22 protein-coding genes and 1 pseudogene are annotated in these 23,215 nt (G+C 59.1%); 12 read left to right on the top strand and 11 right to left on the bottom strand.

Annotation, left to right across the window (positions count from 1 at the left end; translation table 11 throughout):
• Nucleotides 1–95: 95 nt before the first annotated feature.
• Nucleotides 96–1,658 (bottom strand): bifunctional UDP-sugar hydrolase/5'-nucleotidase, encoded by a 1,563-nt coding sequence (locus NWQ23_RS08295; protein WP_306165812.1) that lies wholly within the window; start codon nt 1,656–1,658, stop codon nt 96–98.
• Nucleotides 1,659–1,810: 152 nt separating this feature from the next.
• Between NWQ23_RS08295 and NWQ23_RS08290 the strand changes: the two genes are divergently transcribed.
• On the top strand, nt 1,811–2,143 hold the full coding sequence (locus NWQ23_RS08290) for a DUF952 domain-containing protein (RefSeq protein ID WP_306165811.1): 333 nt from the start codon (nt 1,811–1,813) through the stop codon (nt 2,141–2,143).
• Nucleotides 2,140–3,192 carry a quinone-dependent dihydroorotate dehydrogenase gene (locus NWQ23_RS08285; RefSeq protein ID WP_306165810.1) on the top strand — a complete coding sequence of 351 codons (1,053 nt, stop codon included), beginning with the start codon at nt 2,140–2,142 and terminating at the stop codon, nt 3,190–3,192. Before NWQ23_RS08290 ends, NWQ23_RS08285 begins: the two co-directional genes overlap by 4 nt.
• Here NWQ23_RS08285 and NWQ23_RS08280 read toward each other — a convergent pair.
• The 3 genes from NWQ23_RS08280 to NWQ23_RS08270 are packed head-to-tail and all read right to left on the bottom strand — an operon-like array spanning nt 3,169 to nt 5,436.
• Nucleotides 3,169–4,512 (bottom strand): MATE family efflux transporter, encoded by a 1,344-nt coding sequence (locus NWQ23_RS08280; RefSeq protein WP_306165809.1) that lies wholly within the window; start codon nt 4,510–4,512, stop codon nt 3,169–3,171. The genes NWQ23_RS08285 and NWQ23_RS08280 overlap by 24 nt on opposite strands.
• Nucleotides 4,505–4,999 carry a PaaI family thioesterase gene (locus NWQ23_RS08275; RefSeq protein WP_306165808.1) on the bottom strand — a complete coding sequence of 165 codons (495 nt, stop codon included), beginning with the start codon at nt 4,997–4,999 and terminating at the stop codon, nt 4,505–4,507. The genes NWQ23_RS08280 and NWQ23_RS08275 overlap by 8 nt, the downstream gene beginning before the upstream one ends.
• Nucleotides 4,996–5,436, bottom strand: coding sequence for a PaaI family thioesterase (locus NWQ23_RS08270; protein WP_306165807.1), 441 nt, complete (start codon nt 5,434–5,436; stop codon nt 4,996–4,998). Before NWQ23_RS08270 ends, NWQ23_RS08275 begins: the two co-directional genes overlap by 4 nt.
• A gap of 149 nt (nt 5,437–5,585) precedes the next feature.
• Here NWQ23_RS08270 and NWQ23_RS08265 point away from each other — a divergent pair, with 149 nt between their 5' ends.
• From NWQ23_RS08265 to NWQ23_RS08235, 7 genes are all read left to right on the top strand, one after another.
• Entirely contained in the window at nt 5,586–5,954 is a 369-nt protein-coding gene (locus NWQ23_RS08265; protein WP_306165806.1) for a MerR family DNA-binding transcriptional regulator, read from the top strand.
• A 325-nt stretch (nt 5,955–6,279) separates the two neighbouring features.
• Complete coding sequence (locus NWQ23_RS08260) at nt 6,280–6,681, top strand: MerR family DNA-binding transcriptional regulator (RefSeq protein WP_306165805.1); 402 nt, start codon at nt 6,280–6,282, stop codon at nt 6,679–6,681.
• A gap of 35 nt (nt 6,682–6,716) precedes the next feature.
• Nucleotides 6,717–8,492 carry an acyl-CoA dehydrogenase C-terminal domain-containing protein gene (locus NWQ23_RS08255; RefSeq protein ID WP_306165804.1) on the top strand — a complete coding sequence of 592 codons (1,776 nt, stop codon included), beginning with the start codon at nt 6,717–6,719 and terminating at the stop codon, nt 8,490–8,492.
• Between the two features lie 86 nt (nt 8,493–8,578).
• A complete protein-coding gene (locus NWQ23_RS08250; RefSeq protein WP_306165803.1) occupies nt 8,579–9,214 on the top strand; it encodes a glutathione S-transferase family protein in 636 nt (211 codons plus the stop codon).
• Between the two features lie 12 nt (nt 9,215–9,226).
• The gene (locus NWQ23_RS08245; protein WP_306165802.1) at nt 9,227–10,438 is read left to right on the top strand and encodes an acetyl-CoA C-acetyltransferase; all 1,212 of its coding nucleotides are present in this window, start codon (nt 9,227–9,229) and stop codon (nt 10,436–10,438) included.
• A 3-nt stretch (nt 10,439–10,441) separates the two neighbouring features.
• Complete coding sequence (locus NWQ23_RS08240) at nt 10,442–10,903, top strand: hypothetical protein (RefSeq protein ID WP_306165801.1); 462 nt, start codon at nt 10,442–10,444, stop codon at nt 10,901–10,903.
• A gap of 39 nt (nt 10,904–10,942) precedes the next feature.
• Nucleotides 10,943–13,141: a 3-hydroxyacyl-CoA dehydrogenase NAD-binding domain-containing protein gene (locus tag NWQ23_RS08235; RefSeq protein WP_306165800.1), complete on the top strand. Its 2,199-nt coding sequence runs from the start codon at nt 10,943–10,945 to the stop codon at nt 13,139–13,141.
• 190 nt (nt 13,142–13,331) lie between these two features.
• On the opposite strand, the gene NWQ23_RS08230 is transcribed toward NWQ23_RS08235, so the two are convergent.
• Nucleotides 13,332–14,225, bottom strand: coding sequence for a DMT family transporter (locus NWQ23_RS08230; protein ID WP_306165799.1), 894 nt, complete (start codon nt 14,223–14,225; stop codon nt 13,332–13,334).
• Nucleotides 14,226–14,316: 91 nt separating this feature from the next.
• Here NWQ23_RS08230 and NWQ23_RS08225 point away from each other — a divergent pair, with 91 nt between their 5' ends.
• Nucleotides 14,317–15,942 carry an AMP-binding protein gene (locus tag NWQ23_RS08225; RefSeq protein WP_306165832.1) on the top strand — a complete coding sequence of 542 codons (1,626 nt, stop codon included), beginning with the start codon at nt 14,317–14,319 and terminating at the stop codon, nt 15,940–15,942.
• Nucleotides 15,943–16,043: 101 nt separating this feature from the next.
• Nucleotides 16,044–17,060, top strand: a complete 1,017-nt coding sequence (locus NWQ23_RS08220; protein WP_306165798.1) for a hypothetical protein — start codon at nt 16,044–16,046, stop codon at nt 17,058–17,060.
• A gap of 5 nt (nt 17,061–17,065) precedes the next feature.
• Here the strand turns inward: NWQ23_RS08220 and upp are convergent, their stop codons facing one another.
• Genes upp through NWQ23_RS08190 form a run of 6 tightly spaced genes read right to left on the bottom strand, consistent with a single transcriptional unit; the run spans nt 17,066 to nt 22,697 of the window.
• Nucleotides 17,066–17,698, bottom strand: coding sequence for a uracil phosphoribosyltransferase (gene upp, locus NWQ23_RS08215; protein ID WP_306165797.1), 633 nt, complete (start codon nt 17,696–17,698; stop codon nt 17,066–17,068).
• A complete protein-coding gene (locus NWQ23_RS08210) occupies nt 17,695–18,684 on the bottom strand; it encodes an adenosine deaminase (protein WP_306165795.1) in 990 nt (329 codons plus the stop codon). Before NWQ23_RS08210 ends, upp begins: the two co-directional genes overlap by 4 nt.
• Entirely contained in the window at nt 18,681–19,856 is a 1,176-nt protein-coding gene (locus tag NWQ23_RS08205) for a phosphopentomutase (RefSeq protein ID WP_306165794.1), read from the bottom strand. The genes NWQ23_RS08210 and NWQ23_RS08205 overlap by 4 nt, the downstream gene beginning before the upstream one ends.
• On the bottom strand, nt 19,856–21,157 hold the full coding sequence (locus tag NWQ23_RS08200; protein WP_306165793.1) for a thymidine phosphorylase: 1,302 nt from the start codon (nt 21,155–21,157) through the stop codon (nt 19,856–19,858). The genes NWQ23_RS08205 and NWQ23_RS08200 overlap by 1 nt, the downstream gene beginning before the upstream one ends.
• A 1-nt stretch (nt 21,158) precedes the next feature.
• The gene (locus NWQ23_RS08195; protein ID WP_306165792.1) at nt 21,159–21,551 is read right to left on the bottom strand and encodes a cytidine deaminase; all 393 of its coding nucleotides are present in this window, start codon (nt 21,549–21,551) and stop codon (nt 21,159–21,161) included.
• Between the two features lie 60 nt (nt 21,552–21,611).
• Nucleotides 21,612–22,697: a cupin domain-containing protein gene (locus tag NWQ23_RS08190; RefSeq protein WP_306165791.1), complete on the bottom strand. Its 1,086-nt coding sequence runs from the start codon at nt 22,695–22,697 to the stop codon at nt 21,612–21,614.
• 123 nt (nt 22,698–22,820) lie between these two features.
• On the opposite strand from NWQ23_RS08190, the pseudogene NWQ23_RS08185 reads away from it, so the two are divergent.
• A pseudogene (locus tag NWQ23_RS08185) lies at nt 22,821–23,215 on the top strand (NADP-dependent malic enzyme); the annotation flags it as partial.

The following is a 23,215-nucleotide window of genomic DNA, read 5'->3' as shown; positions in this document are numbered from 1 at the left end:
TTTTGCTCAGAAATATCCCCGTCAGAGGTATCAAGAACGGAAAAACGCGCCACGGGGTGCCCGCGGCGCGTCTTTTTTGCCTGTGAAAGATCGGCTTACTTCATCGTAATACGACCATCGGTGTATGGCTGGTACGGCGCATTCGCGGCGATGTATTCTGCTGTGACATCCGCCAGATCGGGACCGAAGTCATAGGCATTCATCGCATCTTCGAACATGCTGTAACCGTCACCACCGTTACGCACGTAGTTGTTTGAAACGACACCATAAATCGCATCCAGGTCGATCGCGACACCACCCACCATCACGTCAGAAACGCGGGCTCCGGCTGGCGCTGCTGCATCAACCGAAAAGCTGATGCCTGCGACCTGCGGGAAACGGCCTGCGCCTTCTTCGATCTGGCTGACACCGTTTTCAAGAGCGGCGACCATCGCGGCACCAGAGACCTGGAACGTAGACAGCGTATTCTGGAACGGCAGGACGGTCAGAACCTCACCCATGGTGACTTCGCCCGCGTCGATCGAGGCGCGCAAGCCCCCACCGTTCTGGATTGCGATCTGAATGCCCTGATCTGCAACGCGGTCAAGCATCGCATCCGCAACAAGGTTGCCCATTGGACATTCCATGGCGCGGCAAACAGATCGGTCACCTTCAATCGCTTCAACCGCGTCGGCAACGATCCGTGTTTTCATTTCTTCAATCGGGCCAGCCAGTTCAGCAACGCGTGCAACGGATGCAGCATCTTCTGCGACGCTCGCGTCCAGCAGGATCGTATCACCTGTTGCAGAGGTGACGTTGCCTGCGTCATCAAACACCAAGGTCAGCAGACCGACGTATTTCGAATAGGCATAGGCCTGCACGACAGGCGTATCGCCAACCATCGTCGGATAGGCCATGGCGCCTTCTTCTGTGTTCGAAAACAGGGTGTGCGAGTGGCCACCGACAACGGCATCAATGCCGTCAACTGCCTCTGCAATCGCCATGTCCTTGGTCACGCCAACATGGGTCAAGGCGATGATCTTTGTCACGCCCTCAGCTTCAAGTGTGGCGACATCCGCGCTCAGGCTTTCGATCTCGTTGGTAAAGATGACCGCATCCGAAGGGCTGGAAGTTTCCACGGTATCCGCCGCAAGCGCGGAGATGATCGCGATCCTCTCGCCACCGACTTCTAGGATGACATGGTTCTCAACCTGACCGGCCAGCACGTTCGAACGGGACACGTCAATATTGCCAGAGATGACCGGAAACGACACCGCATCCGTCAATTTACGCAGGCCTTCGTCGCCATCATCGAACTCGTGGTTCCCGACAGCCATCACGTCATAGCCGATCACGTTCATGAACTCGGCTTCGACATCGCCTTTGTAGGTCGTGTACATCAGGCTGCCCTGATACTGGTCGCCGGCATCAAGGACGAGCACGTTTTGCCCGGCGAGCTGTTCGCGCAACTCATTGATCTTCGTTACAACGCGCGCCACGCCGCCAAAGCATTCGCCAGCAGCGTTGGCTTCCGCGTTGCAGGTCGAATCAAAGGCATTGATCGGCTCAATGCGGCTGTGCAAGTCGTTGGTGTGGATGATGTGCAGCGTGTAATCGGCTGATGCAGCGCTTGCCGAAAGTGCCAGTGCACAGGTGGTCATCATTATACGTGAATTCATTGGATCAAGTCCCCCAAGGTTGGAATGCCCTCAGCTTGGCGAGCGCTCCTGTGAGAGTCAAACCCAATAACCCCTCTCTACCCCCGCCCTTGCGTCAATTCGCAAATCATCAGGCGCTTGACCATTTTTTGCGCAAAGGCCATGACGCGGTTATGTTGATCTACAAGATATTCCGTGCTGCCGAATGGGCCGCCCTGCAAGCCGACGGTGAAACGACCGGCGCGCCTATCGACGTCAGCGATGGCTATATCCATTTTTCGACCGCCGAGACCGTGGCCGAAACAGCGGCGAAGTATTTTGCGCATGTTGATGGGCTGGTCTTGCTTGCGATTGACGCCGAGGGGCTTGATCCGTTGAAATGGGAACCGGCCCGCGAAGGCGTGCTTTTCCCGCACCTTTATCGCAAGCTGCGGATGGATGATGTGCTCTGGAGCAGGCCGCTGCCGCTTGTGGGCGGCATCCACCAGTTCCCCGACCTGACATGAAAGCGCTCGAACAGATCGGGCTGACCGCCTTGCGCCGGATCGATCCCGAGACTGCCCATGGTCTCGCGCTCAGGGCGCTGAATGCAGGGCTTGGCCCCCGCAGCGGGCCTGTGACCTCTGCGCGTTTGCGCACTAAATTGGCGGGTCTCGATCTGCCTAACCCAGTCGGTCTTGCTGCCGGTTTCGACAAGAATGCGACGGCCTTGCACGCCCTGTCCCGCACCGGTTTCGGTTTTCTCGAGGTCGGTGCCGCGACCCCTCGCCCGCAACCCGGGAACCCCAAACCCCGGCTTTTCCGGCTGGCCCAAGACAAGGCCGCGATCAATCGCTTTGGCTTCAACAACGACGGGATGGACGCAATTGCGACCCGCCTCGCCGCCCGCCCCAAAGGTGCCGCGATCGGCTTGAACCTTGGCGCCAACAAAGACAGCCTTGATAAATCCGCGGATTTTGCGACGGTCCTTGCCCATTGCGGAGCAGTGGTGGATTTCGCGACCGTCAATGTGTCCTCACCCAACACCGAAAAGCTGCGCGATCTGCAAGGCAAGGCAGCGCTTGCAGCATTGCTTGCTGGCGTGATGGAGGCGCAAGCGCGCCTCGCCAACCCGATCCCGATCTTCCTGAAGATCGCCCCGGACCTGACCAGTGACGAGATTGCAGAGGTCGCCGAAGTCGCCAATGCCTCTGGCATCGCGGCGATCATCGCGACCAATACGACGCTTGATCGTGACGGGCTGCACGGGCCGCACAAAGCCGAACAGGGCGGGCTATCCGGTCAGCCGCTTTTCGAGAAATCAACGCGCGTCTTGGCACAGGTGTCGGGCCTGACCACCTTGCCGATCATCGGGGTTGGCGGCGTCAGCACTGCCGAACAGGCCTATCAGAAAATCCGCGCGGGCGCGGCGGCGGTGCAGCTTTACACCGCTCTTGTCTATGGCGGCATCTCCTTGGCAGGCGATATCGCGTCTGGCCTTGATGCCCTGCTGAAACGCGACGGGTTCGCCAATGTGGCCGAGGCCGTCGGATCAGGCCGCAGCGACTGGACCTGAACGGGCGTTGTCAGCCTGCGCTTCCAATGCCGGATATTTCCACGCCAAAGTCACCCCGCGCACCACAAAGCTGAGCAGCAAACCGACCCAAAGACCGTGATTGCCAAAAGCTGCCATCAGCGGAATCACCGACGCAAAGTAGATCACGGTCGAGATCAGCATCATGTTGCGCATGTCTTTGGTGCGGGTCGCCCCGATGAAAATCCCGTCCAGCATCCAAGCCGCGACCCCGACAATCGGGGCTGCCACCATATAGGGCAGATAGATGCGGGCGGCGTCGCGGACCTCTGGGGCTGTTGTCATCAGATCAATGACGATGCCACCAAAAAGCGCAAAGCAAAGCGCCAGCACCGCACAAATACCCGCACCCCAAAGGCTGCTGAGCACAGCACTGCGCCGCAAGGCCGCCCGCGCGCGCGCGCCAAGCGCCTGGCCCACCATCGCCTCTGCTGCGAAGGCAAACCCATCCAGCGCATAGGCGGTGACATTCAGAAACTGCATCAGGATCTGGTTCGCGGCCAGTTGCACATCGCCGAAATCGGACCCGTAAAGCAGAAAGCTGACAAAGATCGCCTGCAAAAGCACTGACCGGATCAGGATATCGGTATTCACCACCGCCATATGCTTGAGCCGGACGATATCGAACACACGCGCCGCCGTGCGCCAGGCGGTACCGGCAAAGGCATCGCGGCAAAACCAAAGGCCCAGCGCGAGCCCAGCCCATTCCGCCGCAAATGTGGCCCAGGCCACGCCCTGCACGCCCCATTCCAACGCCAAGCCCAGATAGAAACTGAGCGCGATATTCGCTCCGTTCATCGCGACTTGCAGCACAAGCACCGCCCGCGTCCGTTCCTGCGCGATCAGCCAACCTGTGATGCCGTAAAGAGCAATAGTGGCCGGTGCAGACCAAACGCGGATCGTCATATAGTCGCGGGCAAGATCCTCGACCTCTGCACTGGCGGGCGAAACCCAGAACGCACCCAGAAAAATCGGCACTTGCGCGGCAATGATGACCAGCCCCGCAGCAATCCCGATCAGCAAGGCGCGCGACAAGAGGGCCTGCACCTCGTCCTGATCCCCTGCCCCAGCAGCTTGCGAGGTCAGCCCGGTCGTGCCCATCCGCAGAAAACCGAATATCCAATAGACCGCCGACAGGATGATCGCGCCGATACCCACAGCGCCAATCGGGGCGGCTTCGCCCAACTGCCCGACAACGGCGGTATCGACGACGCCCAAGATCGGGACGGTCGCATTGGCCAGAACGATCGGGATCGCAATGGCCAGCACCCGCCGATGGGTGAGCAAAGCGACATCAGCCATCGCGGTCTGGCATCAGGAAATGCCCTGTCGCTTGGGCCATCAATCGGCTGCGGTTGTCCTGCCATGTCTCCACATGGACTGACGCATAGCGCCGACCCGACCTATTCACCCTTGCGCGGGCATAGGCATCGCGGGGCAGGCCAGAGCGCAGGTAATCCACGGTAAAATCAATCGTCTTTGGCAGTTGAATGCGCGGGGCGTCTTCGCTGACCTTGCCGGCCTCCATATCTTCCCAGATCATCGCCCAGCTCAGTTCGACAATGGCCGTCACCTCCAGAAAGGCTGCCGTCACACCGCCGTGGATCGCGGGCAACATCGGGTTGCCGATCAGCTTGTCCGCATAGGGCAGGATCGCGGTCAACTCGTCTCCGCGACGGTCAATCTGGATGCCCAGAAACTGGATATAGGGCACACCCGCTACCAGCTTTTGCAAGGTCGCGTCGCGGCGTTGCTTGATCACCTGAACAGGCTCGGGTTGGCGGTTCATGGTTTTGCACTTTCAATCGTGAACGCACCCGTTGCCGTGGCCACGGGGCGTGTGGGATCGGCATCGACGGCTGTGGCACGGATAAAGGCCACCGAGCGGGTGACATGATAGCATTCCGCGGTTGCCGTAATGCGGTCACCGGGGGTTGCGGGGCGCATGTAGTCAATGCGCAAGTCGAGTGTCGCAGTGGCAATCGGGGCCGCAGGATGCGCCATGACCGCCGCCCCCGCGCAGGTATCCATCAAAGCAGAGACCGCCCCGCCGTGGATCACACCTGTTTCGGGGTCACCCACCAAACGGGCGTCATAGTCCATGCCGATGACAGCCCTGCCATCGCCAATCTCGGTCAGTTCCATGCCCAATTCGCGCGCATGCGGGATTGCTTCGATAAACTTGCGGGCAATGGCATCACGTTGGGTCTTTGATAGGTCGGACATGCGCACTCCTGAACTGTCTTGCGCTTGGGTATATCCGTTTTCCGAGATTGGCCACCATTTCACTTTATGAGGATGAACACCGCTCAGACATCATCCGCCAGTTGCCCCATTGCGTGGTTAGGGTTACGCTTACTGGAAGGGAGAGAATGATGCCGGGCACTCGTTTGTCATTTAAAGAGATGTGCGCGAAATTCGACGTCACACCGCGGACGTTGCGGTATTACGAATATATCGAGCTGCTCAGCCCCGAGAAGGAAGGGCGCGCACGGTTCTATGGCCCCAAAGAATTGGCCCGGATGACACTGATCTTGCGCGGGCGGCGTTTCGGGTTCTCGCTTGAAGACATCCGCCAGTGGCTCTTGATCTATGAACATGAAGGCACCCAAGCACAGATGCGCGAATGGGTGGCCCTTGCCGACCGGCAGATGCTCGAATTGGCCGAACAGCGAAAACAGCTCGACGACACGATGGCGGAACTCAAGTCGCTGCGGGATGTAACAGCCAAAACGCTCGGCTAGGGCCGATTGCGCAGCGCCCCGGACATCACTTTCCTGTCAAATTGAGCGACTCACTGGGCAAAATGGGCGCGTGAGAGCGATCATCTTGCTGATCTTTCGACCCCACAGTATCGCGGCAATGCCCTTGTTTTGAACGGTTACGGGGAAAAATCCGCTGATCTTCCCAGTTCAAAAGTTGCGCCTGACCCTGCGTCATCTTTGCTGACCTTTCGTCAACTTCACTGTGACGCCACGTTACGTTTACGTTAACGTCACCTTTGCTTGTAAGGTAGCTCCAACATCCGCAGATGCGTGCCAATTGAAACACGCTCAAAGGAATGGACTGATGAAGATCGATACATTGAACATACGCGAGATGTGCGAGGCATTTGATGTGACGCCACGCACGCTGCGCTTTTACGAAGCCAAGGAACTGCTGTTCCCGATCCGCGAAGGCCAAAAGCGCCTTTTCACCAAGCGCGACCGCGCGCGGCTCAAGCTGATCCTGCGCGGCAAGCGGTTTGGCTTTTCCTTGGAAGAAATCCGCCAGTTGCTTGACCTTTACCACATGGGCGACGGCCAAGAGGCGCAACTGTCCAAGACCTACGAACTGGCTGAACGCCACCTTGCCGACATGGAAGCCCAAAAGGCCGAGTTGGAAGAAGCGATTGGCGAGTTGAAAGAACAGATGGCCTGGGGTGCTGACAAGCTCGCCCAACTGGCCAAACGGAAAACTGCCGCGGCCTGAACGGGCCGCACCACGACATAACGGAGAGACACCAGATGCCGATCTACAACGCACCCACCAAAGACATCCAGTTTGTGCTGCATGACCTGTTGAAGGTCAGCGAACAGGACATTCCGGGGTTCGAAGACCTCGACCGGGATTTCACTGGCGCCGTGGTTGAAGAAGCCGGCAAGGTCGCCTCTGAAGTCTTGCATCCGTTGAACGTGGTCGGCGACAAAGAAGGCTGCGTGCTGGAAAATGGCGTCGTGCGCACACCGACAGGTTTCAAAGAAGCCTTCCAGCAGATGAGAGACGGCGGCTGGACCGCGATGGATTGCGATCCCGAGTACGGCGGCCAAGGGCTGCCCTATGTGATGCACACGGCGGCGCAGGAGCCTTTTGTTTCGGCCAACATGGCCTTTAACATGTATCAGGGCCTGACCCACGGGGCCTATTCCGCCATCTATGCGCATGGATCGGACGAACAAAAACAGACCTACCTGCCCAAGCTCACAACGTGCGAATGGACCGGCACCATGAACCTGACAGAACCGCATTGCGGCACTGATCTGGGCCTGATGCGCACCAAAGCCGTGCCGAATGGTGATGGGTCTTACAAAATCTCTGGCCAGAAAATCTTTATTTCGGCCGGTGAACACGACATGGCCGAAAACATCATCCACCTTGTTCTGGCCAAAATTCAGGGCGGGCCGGAAGGCATCAAGGGCGTGTCGCTCTTTATCGTGCCAAAGTTCATGGTCAACGACGATGGCTCGCTGGGTCAGCGTAACGGCGTGTCCGTAGGCAAGATCGAAGAAAAAATGGGCATTCACGGCAATTCGACCTGCGTGATGAACTATGACGAAGCGACGGGTTTCCTTGTGGGTGAAGAACACAAAGGCATGCGCGCAATGTTCACGATGATGAACGAAGCGCGTCTGGGTGTGGGCCTGCAAGGCTATGCCCAAGCCGAAGCCGCCTATCAGAACGCCGTGGCCTATGCCAACGACCGCCTGCAGGGGCGCGATGTGACAGGGGCGAAAAACCCTGACGGCCCTGCCGATCCGCTGATCGTACACCCCGATATCCGCCGCAACCTGATGGACCAGAAATCATTCGTCGAAGGCGCGCGGGCCTTTACCTTTTGGGGGGCCTATCTGATCGACCGTGCGCACAAGAACCAAGACGCAGACGCCGATGGCCTGATCTCGCTGATGACCCCGGTTATCAAGGGCTTCTTGACCGACAAGGGCTTTGAATACGCCACAGCCGCCCAGCAGGTTTACGGCGGCCACGGCTATATCGAAGAATGGGGCATGTCCCAATACGCCCGCGATGCACGGATCGCGATGATCTACGAGGGTGCGAACGGCGTGCAGGCGCTCGACCTCGTGGGCCGCAAGCTGGCGCTGGATGGCGGCAAGCACGTCATGGCCTTCTTCGAGATGATCAAAACCTTCATCAAGGAAAATGAAGGCAACGAGGCGCTGAACAAGGATTTCCTGATCCCGCTCAAGGCCGCGTCCAAAGACCTGCAAGCTGCTGGCATGTACTTCATGCAGAACGCGACCAAGCCGAACAACGCGCTGTCTGGGTCTTATGACTTTATGCATATGATGGGGCATGTCTGCCTGGGACTGATGTGGGCGCGTATGGCCAAAGCGGCGATGGAGGCATTGGAGGCCGGCGCATCTGATACCGAATTCTACGAGACCAAGATCGCCACCGGCCGTTACTATATGGCCCGCCAACTGCCAGCGACCGCGCTGCACCTGACACGCATCAACACCGGAGGAGAGACTGTCATGGCGCTTCAGGCTGCAAACTTCTAAGCTGCCCGACGGCGCGCCTGTTCGGGCGCGCCCTTATCGGATGTCCACATAGCGACATCCCCCGCAAAGGTTGGGAGGCCTGTACGATGACCATGAAACTGCACTGCTTTGGTGAAAGCGGCCATTCCTATAAGGTCGCGATGGCGCTTTCCATGATGGATGTGGAGTGGGAGCCGGTTTTCGTTGACTTCTTCAAAGGTGAAAGCCGCAGCCCGGAGTACCGCGAACTGAACATCATGGGCGAAGCGCCTGTGCTGCAAGACGGCGACCTGACCCTGACGCAATCGGGCGTGATCCTTGACTACCTTAGCTCCAAGACCGGCAAAATGGGTGGCCGCTCCGCCGATGCCCGCCGCGAAGTTTTACGCTGGATGTTCTTTGACAACCACAAGATGTCCAGCATCGCTGGGATGGTCCGATTCCAGATGAATTACCTGCCCGAGGACAAGCGCAACGCTGATGTCATTGCCTTCCTGGCGGCGCGTCTGGCCGGCGCACTCAAAACGCTGGACCATCAACTGGCCAATCACGCTTGGCTTGCCGGTGACGATATCACCGTCGCTGACCTGAGCTGCGCAGGATACCTGTTTTATCCAGAGCCGTTCACATTTGACCGCGCCGATTACCCCAATATCAACCGCTGGCTGGACGCAATCGCCGCCCAACCCGGTTGGAAACACCCCTATGATATGATGCCCCGCGCCTTTGGCGTGACGGCGTAACCGGAGGACCCTATGACCGAAGCATACATCTATGATGCCATCCGCACCCCGCGCGGCAAAGGCCGCAGTGACGGCAGCCTGCACGAAGTGACCTCGGCGCGCCTTTCTGCGGGCGTGTTGAATGAACTCAAGGCCCGCAACGGGCTGGAAGGACACGCGGTCGAGGATGTGATCTGGGGCAATGTTACGCAAGTCGGCGAACAGGGCGGGTGCCTTGCGCGGACGGCCGTTCTGGCCTCTGATCTCGATCAATCCATCCCCGGCCTTGCGATCAACCGTTTCTGTGCCTCCGGCATGGAGGCCGTGAACCTCGCGGCCAACCAAGTCAAAGGCGGCGCGGGCCAAGCCTATATCGCAGGCGGCGTGGAAATGATGGGCCGTGTGGCGATGGGATCGGACGGGGCGGCGATTGCGGTCGACCCTTCCATCGCGATGGAAACCTATTTCGTCCCGCAAGGCATTTCCGCCGATATCATTGCGACCGAATACGGGTTCAGCCGCGACGACGCCGACCAATTGGCGGTAGAAAGCCAAAAGCGGGCCAAGGCTGCTTGGGATGACAAACGTTTTGCGAAATCCATCGTCACCGTGCGCGATATCAACGGCTTGGCTATTCTTGACCACGACGAATACATGCGCCCCGAAACGAATATGCAGACGCTGGGATCATTGAACCCCGCATTTCAGGCGATGGGTGAAGTGATGCCCGGTTTCGACAAAGTCGCCTTGATGAAATACCCGCATCTGGAACGGATCAACCACATCCATCACGCGGGCAACTCTTCAGGGATCGTGGACGGGGCGGCTGGCGTTCTGGTCGCGTCCAAGGAATGGGGCGAGGCGATGGGCCTGAAACCACGCGCGCGGATCAAAGCGACCGCCAAGATCGGCACCGATCCGACCATCATGCTGACCGGTCCTGTCCCCGTGACGGAAAAAATCCTGAAAGACAGCGGCATGTCGATCAGCGATATCGACCTTTTTGAAGTGAACGAAGCTTTTGCCTCTGTCGTTTTGCGCTTTATGCAAGCCTTTGGTGTAGACAACAGCCGCGTGAATGTGAACGGTGGGTCAATTGCTATGGGGCACCCGTTGGGTGCAACAGGTGCCATTATTATCGGCACGTTACTTGATGAATTAGAACGGTCCGGCAAGGGCACTGGCCTTGCCACGCTTTGCATTGCGTCCGGTATGGGTGCGGCGACAATTATAGAAAGGGTATAACTCTTGCAGGACAGCGTTACCGAAGATCATGCTGTAGCCATCTATCAGGCTATGCTGGACGACATTCGCCGTTCCTACGCTGAACGGGACTTCAGTATCTACAATCATCATCTGCATGTCCCGCAAGTCTGCTCGACCTTCGGGGGAACCGAACAAATCGACACCCCAGAGCAACTTCAAGAGACTTTCAATTGTGTCTGTGACTACCTGACCAGCCTGGGCGTGACCGAATTCAAACGGACATGCACGTCGGCTGTTGTGTTTGGCCCGAACAAGATCATCGGCAGTCATATCACCGAACTGATCGGGCAAGGCGGACCCTTGCGCGAACCGTACGAGGTCTGGGTCACGTTGGAATATCTGGATGGGCGCTGGAAAGTGACCTCGTCCGAAAATGCAGTGTCCGGAACGTCTTGGCAGGCTTACGCCTTTCGCCAAGGTGCGCAACTGAAAATGGCCCGCTGAGGCGCGCCGATCAATAACCTCCCCATTTAGGAGAAGACGATGACCGATTTCACAATGACCACAGACGCCGACGGCGTTGCCACGATTGTCTGGGACACGATCGGCAAATCCATGAACGTGATGGACCAGCAAGGTTTTACCGATCTGGATGCGCTGATTGATCAGGCACTGGCAGACGAGACCATCAAGGGCGTCATCATCACTTCCGGCAAGGACGGGTCATTTGCCGGCGGCATGGACCTTAACATCATCGCCCGCATGAAAGACAGTGCAGGCGACGATCCCGCCCGTGGCCTGTTTGACGGATTGATGGGCATGCATGCTGTTCTGCGCAAGATCGAACGCGCAGGCATGGACCCCAAGACCAACAAAGGCGGCAAACCGATTGCAGCCGCCCTGCCGGGCACAGCACTTGGCATCGGCCTTGAAATTCCGCTGGCCTGCCACCGCATCTTTGCCGCCGACAATCCCAAGGCCAAAATCGGTCTGCCGGAAATCCTTGTGGGCATTTTTCCGGGCGCTGGCGGGACAACACGGCTCGCGCGGAAACTGGGCGCTATGGGGGCCTCGCCCTTGTTGCTGGAAGGCAAGCTGAACGATCCCCAAGCAGCCAAACGCGCTGGCGTGATTGACGAGGTCGTTCCTGCCGATGAACTGCTGGCAGCCGCCAAAACATGGATTCTGTCCAGCCCTGCAATCGTCAAACCGTGGGACGAGAAAGGTTACAAAATGCCCGGCGGCGCGCCCTATCACCCTGCCGGCTTCATGACCTTTGTGGGTGCTTCGGCCATGGTCAATGGCAAGACCCAAGGCGTCTATCCTGCGGCCAAGGCGCTGCTCTCGGCTGTCTATGAAGGCGCGCTGGTCCCCTTCGACACCGCCATCAAGATCGAGGCGCGCTGGTTCACCAATGTCCTGATGAACCCTTCATCCAGTGCAATGATCCGCAGCTTGTTCATCAACAAAGAGGCGCTGGAAAAGGGTGCCAACCGCCCCGACGCACCAGACCAGAAGGTGAAAAAGGTCGGCGTCATCGGCGCGGGCATGATGGGGGCGGGCATCTCTTTGGTCTCTGCTTTGGCGGGGATCAATGTCGTCCTGATCGACAGCACACAAGAGGCCGCCGACAAGGGCAAATCCTATACCGCTGATTACATGGACAAGGGCATCGCCCGCAAGAAAGCCACAACCGACAAGAAAGAAGCCGTGCTTGGGCTGATCAACGCAACGACCGACTATACCGCCCTCGCGGGCTGCGATCTGATCGTCGAGGCCGTTTTTGAAGACCCCGCCGTCAAAGCAGAGGTCACGGCCAAGGTACAAGCCGTTACCGGCCCTGACTGCATCTTTGCGACCAATACTTCGACCCTGCCGATCACACAGTTGGCGAAGGCGTCGAACGACCCTGAAAAATTCATCGGAATCCACTTCTTCTCGCCTGTCGACAAGATGCTGCTGGTGGAAATCATCAAGGGCAAAAAGACCGGCGATGTGGCCGTCGCCAAAGCGCTCGATTATGTGCGCCAGATCCGCAAGACGCCGATTGTCGTCAATGACGCGCGGTTCTTCTATGCCAACCGCTGCATCATTCCCTACATCAACGAAGGAATCCGGATGGTGAAGGAAGGGGTCGAACCCGCGTTGATCGAAAACGCAGCCAAGCTGGTTGGCATGCCGCTGGGACCACTGCAACTGGTCGATGAAACCTCGGTCGATCTCGGCGTCAAGATCGCCAAAGCGACCAAGGCCGCGATGGGCGACGCCTATCCTGACGGTGAAGTGGATGAGGTACTGTTCTGGATGTACGACCAGAAACGTCTTGGCCGGAAATCGAACGCAGGCTTTTACGCCTATGACGACAAAGGCAAACGGCAAGGGCTCTGGGAGGGACTGGCCACGCAATACCCCGTTGCCGATACCCAGCCTGATCTGATCACCGTGCAGCATCGCCTGCTCTTTGCACAAGTCCTGGAGGCGGTACGCGCCTTGGAAGAAGGCGTGCTGGAAGACATCCGCGAAGGCGATGTCGGCGCGATCCTTGGCTGGGGCTTTGCGCCGTGGTCCGGCGGGCCGTTCAGCTGGCTGGACATGATCGGCGCACCCTATGCCGCCGAACGCTGTGACCAGTTGACCGCAGAATTCGGTGCGCGCTTCGCGACCCCTGATCTGCTGCGTGATATGGCCGACAAAGGGCAAGATTTCTACAAGCGTTTCGGACCAGCGGCAAAGGCGGCCTGAACCAAAGCGGCGCATCCCGTCACGGGGTGCGCCACCACGCACGCAGTGCAAAGCAAACCCTGATTGCGTATATTCCAAACAAGATCAGATGCTTGCACCGCAAACTACCCAGCGTACACAAAGAGATTTCTTTACACGGTCTGCGCAGTCAAAAGTTAGCTTTTAAGCTAACCAATTTCACGCAAGGCAATCACATCTTGCGCCGCGTTGCGATCAATGCACCCGACATGATGATCAGCCCCATCCCCAATAACCCAAGCGGCGGCACCGCCTGCCCCCACAAATACCACGCCCAACCGCTGGCGAAGATCAGCAACGAATACTCATAGACGGCGACCTGGCTTGCCTCGCCGATCTGGTAGCCCCGAAACAGAAAAACAATCCCGAGGAGCGCCCCAACCGCTTGGACCGCAATCCAGAACAGAAGATCGGTATTGAGCGGCATCCACCCTCGCGCCGCAAATCCATCAGGCCCCGATCCAGAGCCAGGCAAAAGCAGACAGCCAACCGCGCCCATAACAGTGAGCATCAGAAAAAAGCCAGCACTCAGCGACAGTGTCCCTTCGCCTTCGCACCACGCGCGGGTGGCAACAGCCCCGATTGCGTAAAGCAACCCGGCAAAGATCGGCAAGAACGCCACAAGGTCGAGTGCGGCAGGATCAGGGCGGATCACCAAAAGTGCGCCGACGAAACCAACGCAGATGGCAAAACCATGCAGGCCGCCGATACGTTTGCCCTGAAAGATCGCCGCAATCAGCGCCACAAACAGCGGAGACGTGAACAGACCGGCCACGACCACACCAATCGGCAGGATCGCCAGACAGCCAAAATAGATCAGCATTGACGTGGCCTGCAATGCGCTGCGCCCCAAGACCGCCACGGGTCGCTTGGGCCAGATCACACCGGAACCCAAAGCCGCGATAATCGCCAAGGCACAAAGCGCCATCGCCCCCCGCAGAAGGTGGAACTGCCACAGGGAACTGTCATGCGAGACATAAGGCACGAAGTTGTCGCTTAACCCCAATGTGGCCATGCCAGCCAGAATTGAGAGGGCCGCGCGGCCCGGGGCTGTGTCTTGTGTCATCAATGGGTCCTTGGACAGAATTCTCGCTTCCAAAGTCACGAACATGGCGCAATACTCAAGCCTCAAAGTGATGCTGCGTAAGGGGAACATTATGGGTTGGATGCGCGATGAGACGGGTTTGGGCAAACGGGCAGCAAACTATGTACCCCTGACGCCCTTGTCGCATTTGCAACGCGCTGCACTTGTCTTTGCGGATCGCGAGGCGGTTGTGTATGGCAAGACCCGCTACTCCTACGCCAAGTATTACCAGCGGGTGTCGCGTCTGGCCTCGGCCATAGCCAAGGTGGGCGTTCGCCCGGGCGACGTTGTCGCGACGCTCCTGCCCAATGTCCCCGCACAGTCAGAGGCCGCATTCGGCGTGCCCGCCTGCGGTGCGGTCCTCAATACGATCAACACACGGCTCGATCCCGATACGGTGGCCTATATCTTTGATCACGGTGAAGCAAAGCTGGCGCTCGTGGACAGCCAATTCCTGCCGCTGGCGATGGCTGCGATTGACCTCATGGAAGGACCAGCGCCGCTGATCATCGAAGTCCCCGATGATGCCGCCGGTGTGCATGCCTTGGGCGAGCAACAAAACTACGAGGATTTTCTGGCAACCGGTGATCCTGATTTCGCGTGGATTCTGCCAAAGGACGAATGGGAAAGCCTTGCCCTGAACTATACCTCCGGCACCACGGGCCGACCCAAAGGGGTCGTCTACCATCATCGGGGCGCCTATCTGATGACCATGGGCACGCCGATCAGCTGGGAGCTGCCACTGTTCATGCGGTACTTGCAGATTGTGCCGCTGTTTCACTGCAACGGCTGGAACCACACATGGATGATGCCTGCCTTGGGGGGGACTGTCGTGTGCTGCCGCGATATCTCGGCGGCGGCGATCTATAATGCCATCGCAGACGAAGGCGTCACCCACTTTGGCGGCGCACCGATTGTGCTGAATTTGATCGTGAATGCCAAAGACAAAGAGCGGCGCACATTCGACCATGTGGTCGAGGTCTTTACCGCAGGCGCACCCCCTGCCCCTGCAACACTTGCCGCAATCGGCAAACTGGGCTTCAACGTCAAACAGGTCTACGGTCTGACCGAAACATACGGCCATGTCACCGAATGCATCTGGGATACAGCGTGGAACGCGCTGCCCGACGAGGAACAGGCCGCGATCAAGGCGCGGCAGGGCGTCGCCATGCCGATGATGGAAGACGTGACCGTCGTCAATGAACAGATGGGCCAAGTGCCGCCCGACGGCATGACGCAAGGCGAGATTGTCATGCGCGGCAATGCGGTAATGAAGGGCTACCTCAAGAACCCTGAAGCCACCGAAAAAGCCTTTGCCGGTGGCTATTTCCATTCCGAAGACCTTGCGATCCAGCACCCTGACGGGTCCATACAAATTTCGGATCGGGCAAAGGACATCATCATATCGGGCGGCGAAAACATCAGCTCGGTCGAGGTCGAAGGCGCATTGATGCACCATGCGGCCGTGAACCTTTGCGCGGTTGTGGCCAAACCTGACGACAAATGGGGCGAAGTCCCCTGCGCCTTTATCGAACTGAAGGATGGTGCTGTGGCCGATGAAAGCGAAATCATCGCCTTCACCCGCGAGCGGTTGGCCGGCTTCAAATGCCCCAAGCGGGTTGTGTTTCAGGAACTCCCCAAGACATCGACCGGAAAAATCCAGAAGTTCGAGTTGCGCAAGCTGGCCAAGACGCTCTGACAGATCTTCGTGGCAAGCGGCCCAGAGGCGTGTCCCCTCCTTTCCGGCATGACATTGGCCGACGGGCGCGGTACCATTGCGCCAAAAGAGCAGTGGAATAGATGACAGCACTCGACCGATATGTGCGATTGGAAAGCGATGCGCTGTGGCGGGCTGGCACCGACGCACAGCGGCGCGATGTCACGATTTCCTTTGGCGATGCGACTTTGGTGATTGCTGATGGTGCGGGCCGTCCTCTGGCCCATTGGTCGCTCCCCGCGCTGATCCGTCAAAATCCGGGTGAATCTCCGGCAATCTATGCCCCGGATGACGAAGCAAGCGAAGTCCTGGAAATCGCCGACACGATGATGGTCGACGCCATCGAGGAAGTTCGCAAAGCGCTAGCCAAAGCACGCCCGCGACCGGGAAAGCTGCGTCATTGGCTGACCGGCGGAGTCATTCTGGCGACAATTGCGCTTGCTATCTTCTGGCTACCCGGTGCCTTGACCCGGCAGACCCTCGCCGTTGTGCCCTTGCCCAAACGGATAGAGATCGGCACCGCGATGCTGGGGCATATGCAAGCCCAGACGGGTGCCCCTTGCCGCTCGCCCCAAGCTGCGGCAGCGGCGACACGTTTGGCGCAGCGCCTTTTTGGGGCCGGTACAGCGATGCGAATTGTTGTGGTGCCGCAGCTTGCACAGGGGGCAGTAGCTTTGCCCGGTGGGTTGATCGTTCTGGACTATGGTGTCTTGCAAGGCTCCGATGATCCTGCTGCCGCCGCAGGCTTTGTTCTGGCCAGCCGTGCCGCCGTGATCCACATGGACCCGCTGGAAAGGCTTCTGCAAGAGGCGGGGCTTGGCGTGACATTCCGCTTGCTGACGACGGCCGAAATCCCAAGCAGCATCTTGCGGGACAACGCCCAAGCGCTGATGCAGGGAGAAGCGCCTTTGGCCGATCCGGATTTGCTGCGCAACCTGTTCGCGGCCGCGAGTATCCCGCAGTCCCCCTATCTGGCGGCGGCAGATGCCCGCACCGGCAGCATGCCAGAACTGGGCGATGACCCCATGCAAGGCCAGCCCGTGCCACTGATCCTGTCAGACAGCGATTGGGTCAGCCTGCAAAACATCTGCAACATTTAAGGCGGCTACTTAGTGCCAAACATCCGGTCGCCCGCATCGCCCAAACCCGGCACAATATAGCCCTGCGCGTTCAGATGACTGTCAATCGCGGCCGTCACGATCGGCACATCAGGATGTGCCTCTTGCATCCGCTTGATCCCTTCGGGGGCCGCCAAAAGACACAGGAACCGGATATTTGTCGCACCAGCTTTCTTGAGCAGATCAATCGCGGCAACCGAAGAGTTTCCGGTCGCCAGCATCGGATCAACGGCGATCACAAGGCGATCCTCCAACTCTGTCGGCACCTTGAAGTAATACTGGACCGGTTGCAGCGTTTCCTCATCCCGATAGAGGCCCACAAACCCCACACGCGCCGAGGGGATCAGTTCCAGCACACCGTCCAAGAGTCCGTTGCCGGCCCGCAGTATCGAGACAAGCGCCAGTTTCTTGCCGTCGATCACTGGGGCATCCATCGCCTGAAGCGGGGTTTCGATCCGGCGGGTTGTCATCGGCAACCCGCGCGTGACCTCATAGGCCAAAAGCTGGCTGATTTCGCGCAACAACTGCCGGAAGACGGCGGTCGAGGTGTCTTTCTGACGCATCAGCGTCAGCTTGTGTTGCACCAGCGGATGGGTGACGTGGGTGACGTGTTCGGTCATTGGGCAGGCTCCAGTCGTTTGGCCACGCGGGCGCGAGTCTCTTCATCGCAAAAAGCGGCAGCAAGGGCGGTTTCGTTCAGGGCTTTGAAATCGGCATCATCCCAGCCGAAAGTCCGATGCAGCATGTCGTATTCGGCGGTCATCGTTGTGTGGAAAAACGGGGGATCGTCTGTCGAGACTGTGACCTTCACGCCCGCATCGCGCAGCTTTGCAATCGGATGCGCGCCCCAACCCTTAACGGCATTCAAGACAACATTCGATCCGGGACAGACTTCCAGCACGATCCCTTTTTCGGCGATTTCAGACACCAGATCAGGGTCGCTGATCGCCCCGATCCCGTGCCCGATCCGTACAACATCAAGATCGCGGATCGTGTCCTTGACCATATCCGCCCCGCCCCATTCGCCTGCATGGCAGGTCAGCGGCATCCCCGCCTCGCGGGCCATGTCAAAACTGTAGCTGTAATCGCGCGGACGGCCCACCAGTTCACCCCCCGCCATACCGTAGCCGGTGATGAACCCGCCAAAGGTTTCAACCGCGCATTTCGCGGCGGGCTTGCAGGCCTCTGGCCCGAAATGGCGGATGCCTGTGACGATCCCTTTTAGCGTGATGCCGAACTTCGCCTCTGCCTCGGTTGCCGCTGTCTCCATCGCGGCGACATAGTCTTTCCACGCTGCCAGATCACCACCACCGCAGAAATCCGGCGAGACGAAGGTCTCCATATAGATCACGCCGTGGCTGGCCGTTTCAGCCAAGACGGCAGAGGTCAGACGATAGAAATCCTCGGGCGATTGCAGCACCGTGCAGGCTGTTTCGTAAATCTTGAGGAAATGGTCAAAATCCCGAAAGGCATAGCCGCCGTCCGCGTTGAAAATCCCGCTGATATCCAGCCGCTTTTCATGGGCCTGCTGCTTGATGAAGGCGGGGGGCGCGCAACCCTCCAGATGGGTATGCAGTTCAATCTTGGGTGTGCTCTTGAAAGTCATAGAAAACTGTTTCCTTCACCCGCGTAGGGCACGTTCAAATGGGCCGCGATACTGGCAGCGACATCGGTAAAGGCAAGCTGGCCCAGCGGTCTTGACCCGATCCCCTGTACCAGCACCGGCACCCTTTCGCGGGTGTGGTCGGTCCCTGCCCAGGTCGGGTCATTGCCATGATCCGCCGTGATGATCAACAGATCACCCTCCCGCAGCTTGGGCAGCAGGTCGGCCAAGGCCGCATCGAACCATTCCAGATGACGGGCATAGCCAGCCGCATCGCGGCGGTGCCCGTACTCGCTGTCGAATTCGACCAGATTGGCAAAGACAAAAGACCCATCCGCGGCCTCTTCCACCAGATCATTGATATGGCCCATCAGGGCCGCATCGCGCCCTTTGCGCAGATCATCAATACCGCGCATCGAGAAGATGTCACCGATCTTGCCGACCGCATAAACCTTGCGCCCCGCGTCATGGACATAGTCGCAAAGCGTTGGCGCTGGCGGGGCAATGGCGAAATCCTTGCGGTTCGCCGTGCGCGTGAAATGCCCCGGAGCGCCCGTGAAAGGACGCGCAATCACCCGCCCTACCTTCATCTCATGCAGCGCGGGGGCAAGCGTTTTGCAAAGCTCCAGCAACCGCGCGAGGCCAAAGCTTTCTTCATGGGCGGCAATCTGCAACACGCTATCGGCCGAGGTATAGCAAATCGGCCAGCCGGTTTGCAGATGGGCCTCTCCCTGTTCGGCGATAATCGCTGTGCCGGACGCATGGCAGTTGCCCAAGATACCGGTTGTGCCTGCGGTCGCACAGATGCGCGCTGTCAGATCTGCGGGAAAGGCGGGGGTCGTGTCAGGAAAGACGTGCCAATCCCAAGGCACCGGCACACCAGAGAGTTCCCAATGCCCCGATGGGGTATCCTTGCCCGGCGAGACCTCTGTTGCGGCCCCCCATGCGCCTGTCGGCACAGCGCCCAGCCCCGGTGCCTCTGCACCAGAGGAGAGCTTTACCGCCGCCCCCAAGCCAAGCCGGTCAAGCGTGGGTACATGCAGCCCCGCATCCCGCGCAATATGGGCGATCGTATTGGCCCCGGTATCGGGCAAATCACCGTTAAAGAACTGATCCGCATCGGGCGCGCCGCCAATGCCAACGCTGTCGATCACAATCAAGAATGCGCGCGGCATCAGGAGATCCCTTCAATGATCAGCGAGCCAAGGACCGGTGCCTCGCCAATCGTGATCGCGGCCTGCACAGCCATTGCTGCTTCCATCGCCTGATCCTCTGTGGCGGCATGCAGGACGCAAAGTGGCGCACCGCGCTCTACCTTGTCACCCAGACCGATCATTTCTGTGAAACCGACAGACGGATCGACATGGTCTGTTTCAACCCGGCGCCCGCCACCAAGCCCGACGACGGCAAGCCCCAAGGCTTCGCCGTCAATCGCCGTGATGTATCCGGCGGCTGGGGCCGTCACTTCGCCCACAACGGGGGCTTTGGGCAAATGGGTATGCCAGTCTTCGGCCATATCCGGAGGGCCGCCCAGCGCAGTGATCATCCGCGCAAAGCGTTCCATCGCGGCACCGGAACTGATGGCAACAGTCACGCGGTCGGCAGCATCCACAGGGTCTTGGCCCTGCATGACAAGAAGTTGCGCGCAAAGCGCCACCGTCAGATCATAAAGACGGGGGGCCGCGACGGTATTGCCCGCAAGCACCTCCATGCAGACCGCAACCTCGACCGCATTGCCCAGCGCAGGGGCCAGCGGTTCGTTCATATCGGTGATCAGCGCGGCAGTCTTGCAGCCTGCCCCATTGGCCGCATCCACCAAAGCATGCGCCAGGACGCGCGCCTCGTCGGGGGTCTTCATAAAGGCACCAGACCCGCATTTGACGTCCAGAATCAGGCTTTCCAGCCCTGCAGCAAGTTTCTTGGACAAGATCGAGGCGGTGATCAGATCGACACTTTCCACCGTCGCCGTCACATCGCGGATCGCATAAAGGCGGCGGTCGGCGGGGGCAATCTGTCCTGTAGCACTGACGATGGCACATCCCACGTCGCGCGTTACCTGCCGCAACTGGTCCTCGGTGACGTTGATATTGAGCCCCGGGATCGCTTCGAGTTTATCAAGGGTTCCACCGGTATGGCCCAGGCCACGACCCGAGATCATCGGCACATAAACGCCGCAAGCGGCCAAGGTCGGTGCAAGGATCAGTGACACGCAGTCACCTACGCCGCCGGTCGAGTGTTTGTCGACCACAGCCCCCGGCAAATCCCATGTCAGCACATCGCCGCTGTCGCGCATGCCTTGGGTCAGCGCCACGCGGCCCGCATCGGTCAGGCCGTTCAGCACGACAGCCATCGCAAACGCCCCGGCCTGCGCGTCGCTGACGGCCCCCGAAGCAAGACCCTGCGCAAACCACGCCAATGCATCCTGGCTGGGCGTTTGCTTGCGCCGCACCTGAGCTATGATCGCACGGGCATCCACCTTAGCTGCGGACCATATAGTCTGCGTCAAAGCTTCCGGGCAGCAGCGCGGCCACGGTAGTTTCCAAGGTCAGACCGTCGAGGGTTGTCAGGGTCACAACCACATCGCCTTGGGCAAATTCCGCAATCTTCTGGCGGCAGCCTCCACAAGGGCTGACGGGCTTGGGACTATCAGCGATCACGGCCATTTCGGTGATCGTGGTATCACCACCGGCCACCATCGCTGCAATCGCACCCGCTTCCGCGCAGGTGCCTTCGGGATAGGCTACGTTTTCAACGTTGCAGCCCACATAGACCGCGCCAGAGGCCGCTTTCAACGCGGCCCCCACCTTGAAATTGGAATAGGGGGCATGGGCGTTTTCACGGACAGCGCGGGCGCTTTCGATCAAGGACATTTGGGGCTCCGTCTAATGTGTCTTGCCAGAGTGTGACGGGACGCCCGCCGATGCAAGAGGCTAGCAGGTTGTCGTGAAATCACCGGGCAAAGCAACCTCCAACAACTCCAGATCATCTGAAGGGTCGGCATAGCGCGTCGCCATTCCCGGCGGGATCACGAAGGCATCTCCGGGGGCGAGGGCATAAGGGTCTTTGCCTTCACCCTCCAACGTCATCGTGCCTTCCATCACAAAGGTAAAATGGATGTCGGCATCATGACGCGCCCAGACCGGATCACCCGCCCCGCGCCGGATCACATTCACACCTGCGACGTCTTTGGTATTGGTCGCAATCGTCGTGTCACGCGAAATGAAGCCGGGCAGACGAGCAGCCTGCCACTCGGCCTTGGCCCCTTGGTTAAAGACAAACTTCTGCCCGTGCCATTCGCGATCCGGGCGCAGATGCGGGGTCGGCAAGGTCATATCGTGATCAATCGCGGTGATATGTTCCGCAGGCACACCGATTTCGATCACCTCGATCCCGTCAGAGGCTTCGAGCACGCGGTGCCGGATTTCGGGCGGCTGGATAAAGCAATCGCCAGCGGTCAGGCGGATCGGGGGACCCTGATCCTCGTAAACCACATCAACCCAGCCGCGATAACAAAAGATCAACTGGAACCCGACCTTGTGGAAATGCACCATATCGGGGACAGGGCCCCCATCGGGAATCCGGATGTGGCTTGCGATGATCGATCCGCCCAGACGGCTGGGGATCAGATCGCGGTATTGCATCCCTGCACGGCCGATCACCCAAGGGGCCTGATCGGCAAGGCGGCGCACGACAAAAGCATGATCCGTTTCGGGCAAGATCAAAGGCGGGTTCAGCGGATGCACCTCGACCCGCGTGCCACCCGGCGAGGTCAGCACCGTCGCGCCGTCCGCAAAGCCCGGATCGTCAGTCAATATCCGCAAGTCGGGGTTTACCCCGATACCCTGCTGCAACCTGACCCGCAGCCCATGCCCCGCATACACCGCCACCGCGGGATCATCAGCCGGATAGATCATTTCCAGCCGCATCCCTAGTATCCCGCCGAAAAAGCCAAGGTCGGCGCGCAGGTCGGCTGTGGACAGGCAGACTTCGGCCCGTATTTCATGCAAATCATTCATGACCGTCACAGTGTCTTTGCCCCGAATTATTTGCAAGAGCCGACAAAGCATGATTAATGGCAGCCAGCACTTTCCCTGACGGAAGGAAAATGGTTTAATATTAAACCATATTGGAGAAACGCCATGTCAGACGACGCAAAAGCCAGCCTGAGACAGGCCGCACTGGATTATCACAAGTTCCCCAAACCTGGAAAACTCGAAATCCGCGCGACCAAGCCGATGGCCAATGGCCGCGATCTGGCACGCGCCTATTCCCCCGGCGTCGCCGAAGCCTGTCTTGAGATCAAGGCCAACCCCGATACCGCCCGCGACTATACCTCGCGCGGCAATCTGGTGGCCGTGGTCACAAATGGTTCGGCGGTGCTGGGCCTTGGCAATATTGGGGCGCTGGCCTCCAAGCCGGTGATGGAAGGCAAGGCGGTTCTGTTCAAGAAATTCGCCAATATCGACTGCTTCGACATCGAGTTGAACGAATCCGATCCCGAAAAACTGGCTGACATCGTTTGCGCGCTTGAACC

This window comes from Yoonia sp. (genome assembly GCF_030731595.1).
Classification (GTDB): Bacteria; Pseudomonadota; Alphaproteobacteria; order Rhodobacterales; family Rhodobacteraceae; genus Yoonia.
This window is presented reverse-complemented; position numbering and strand designations above follow the sequence as displayed.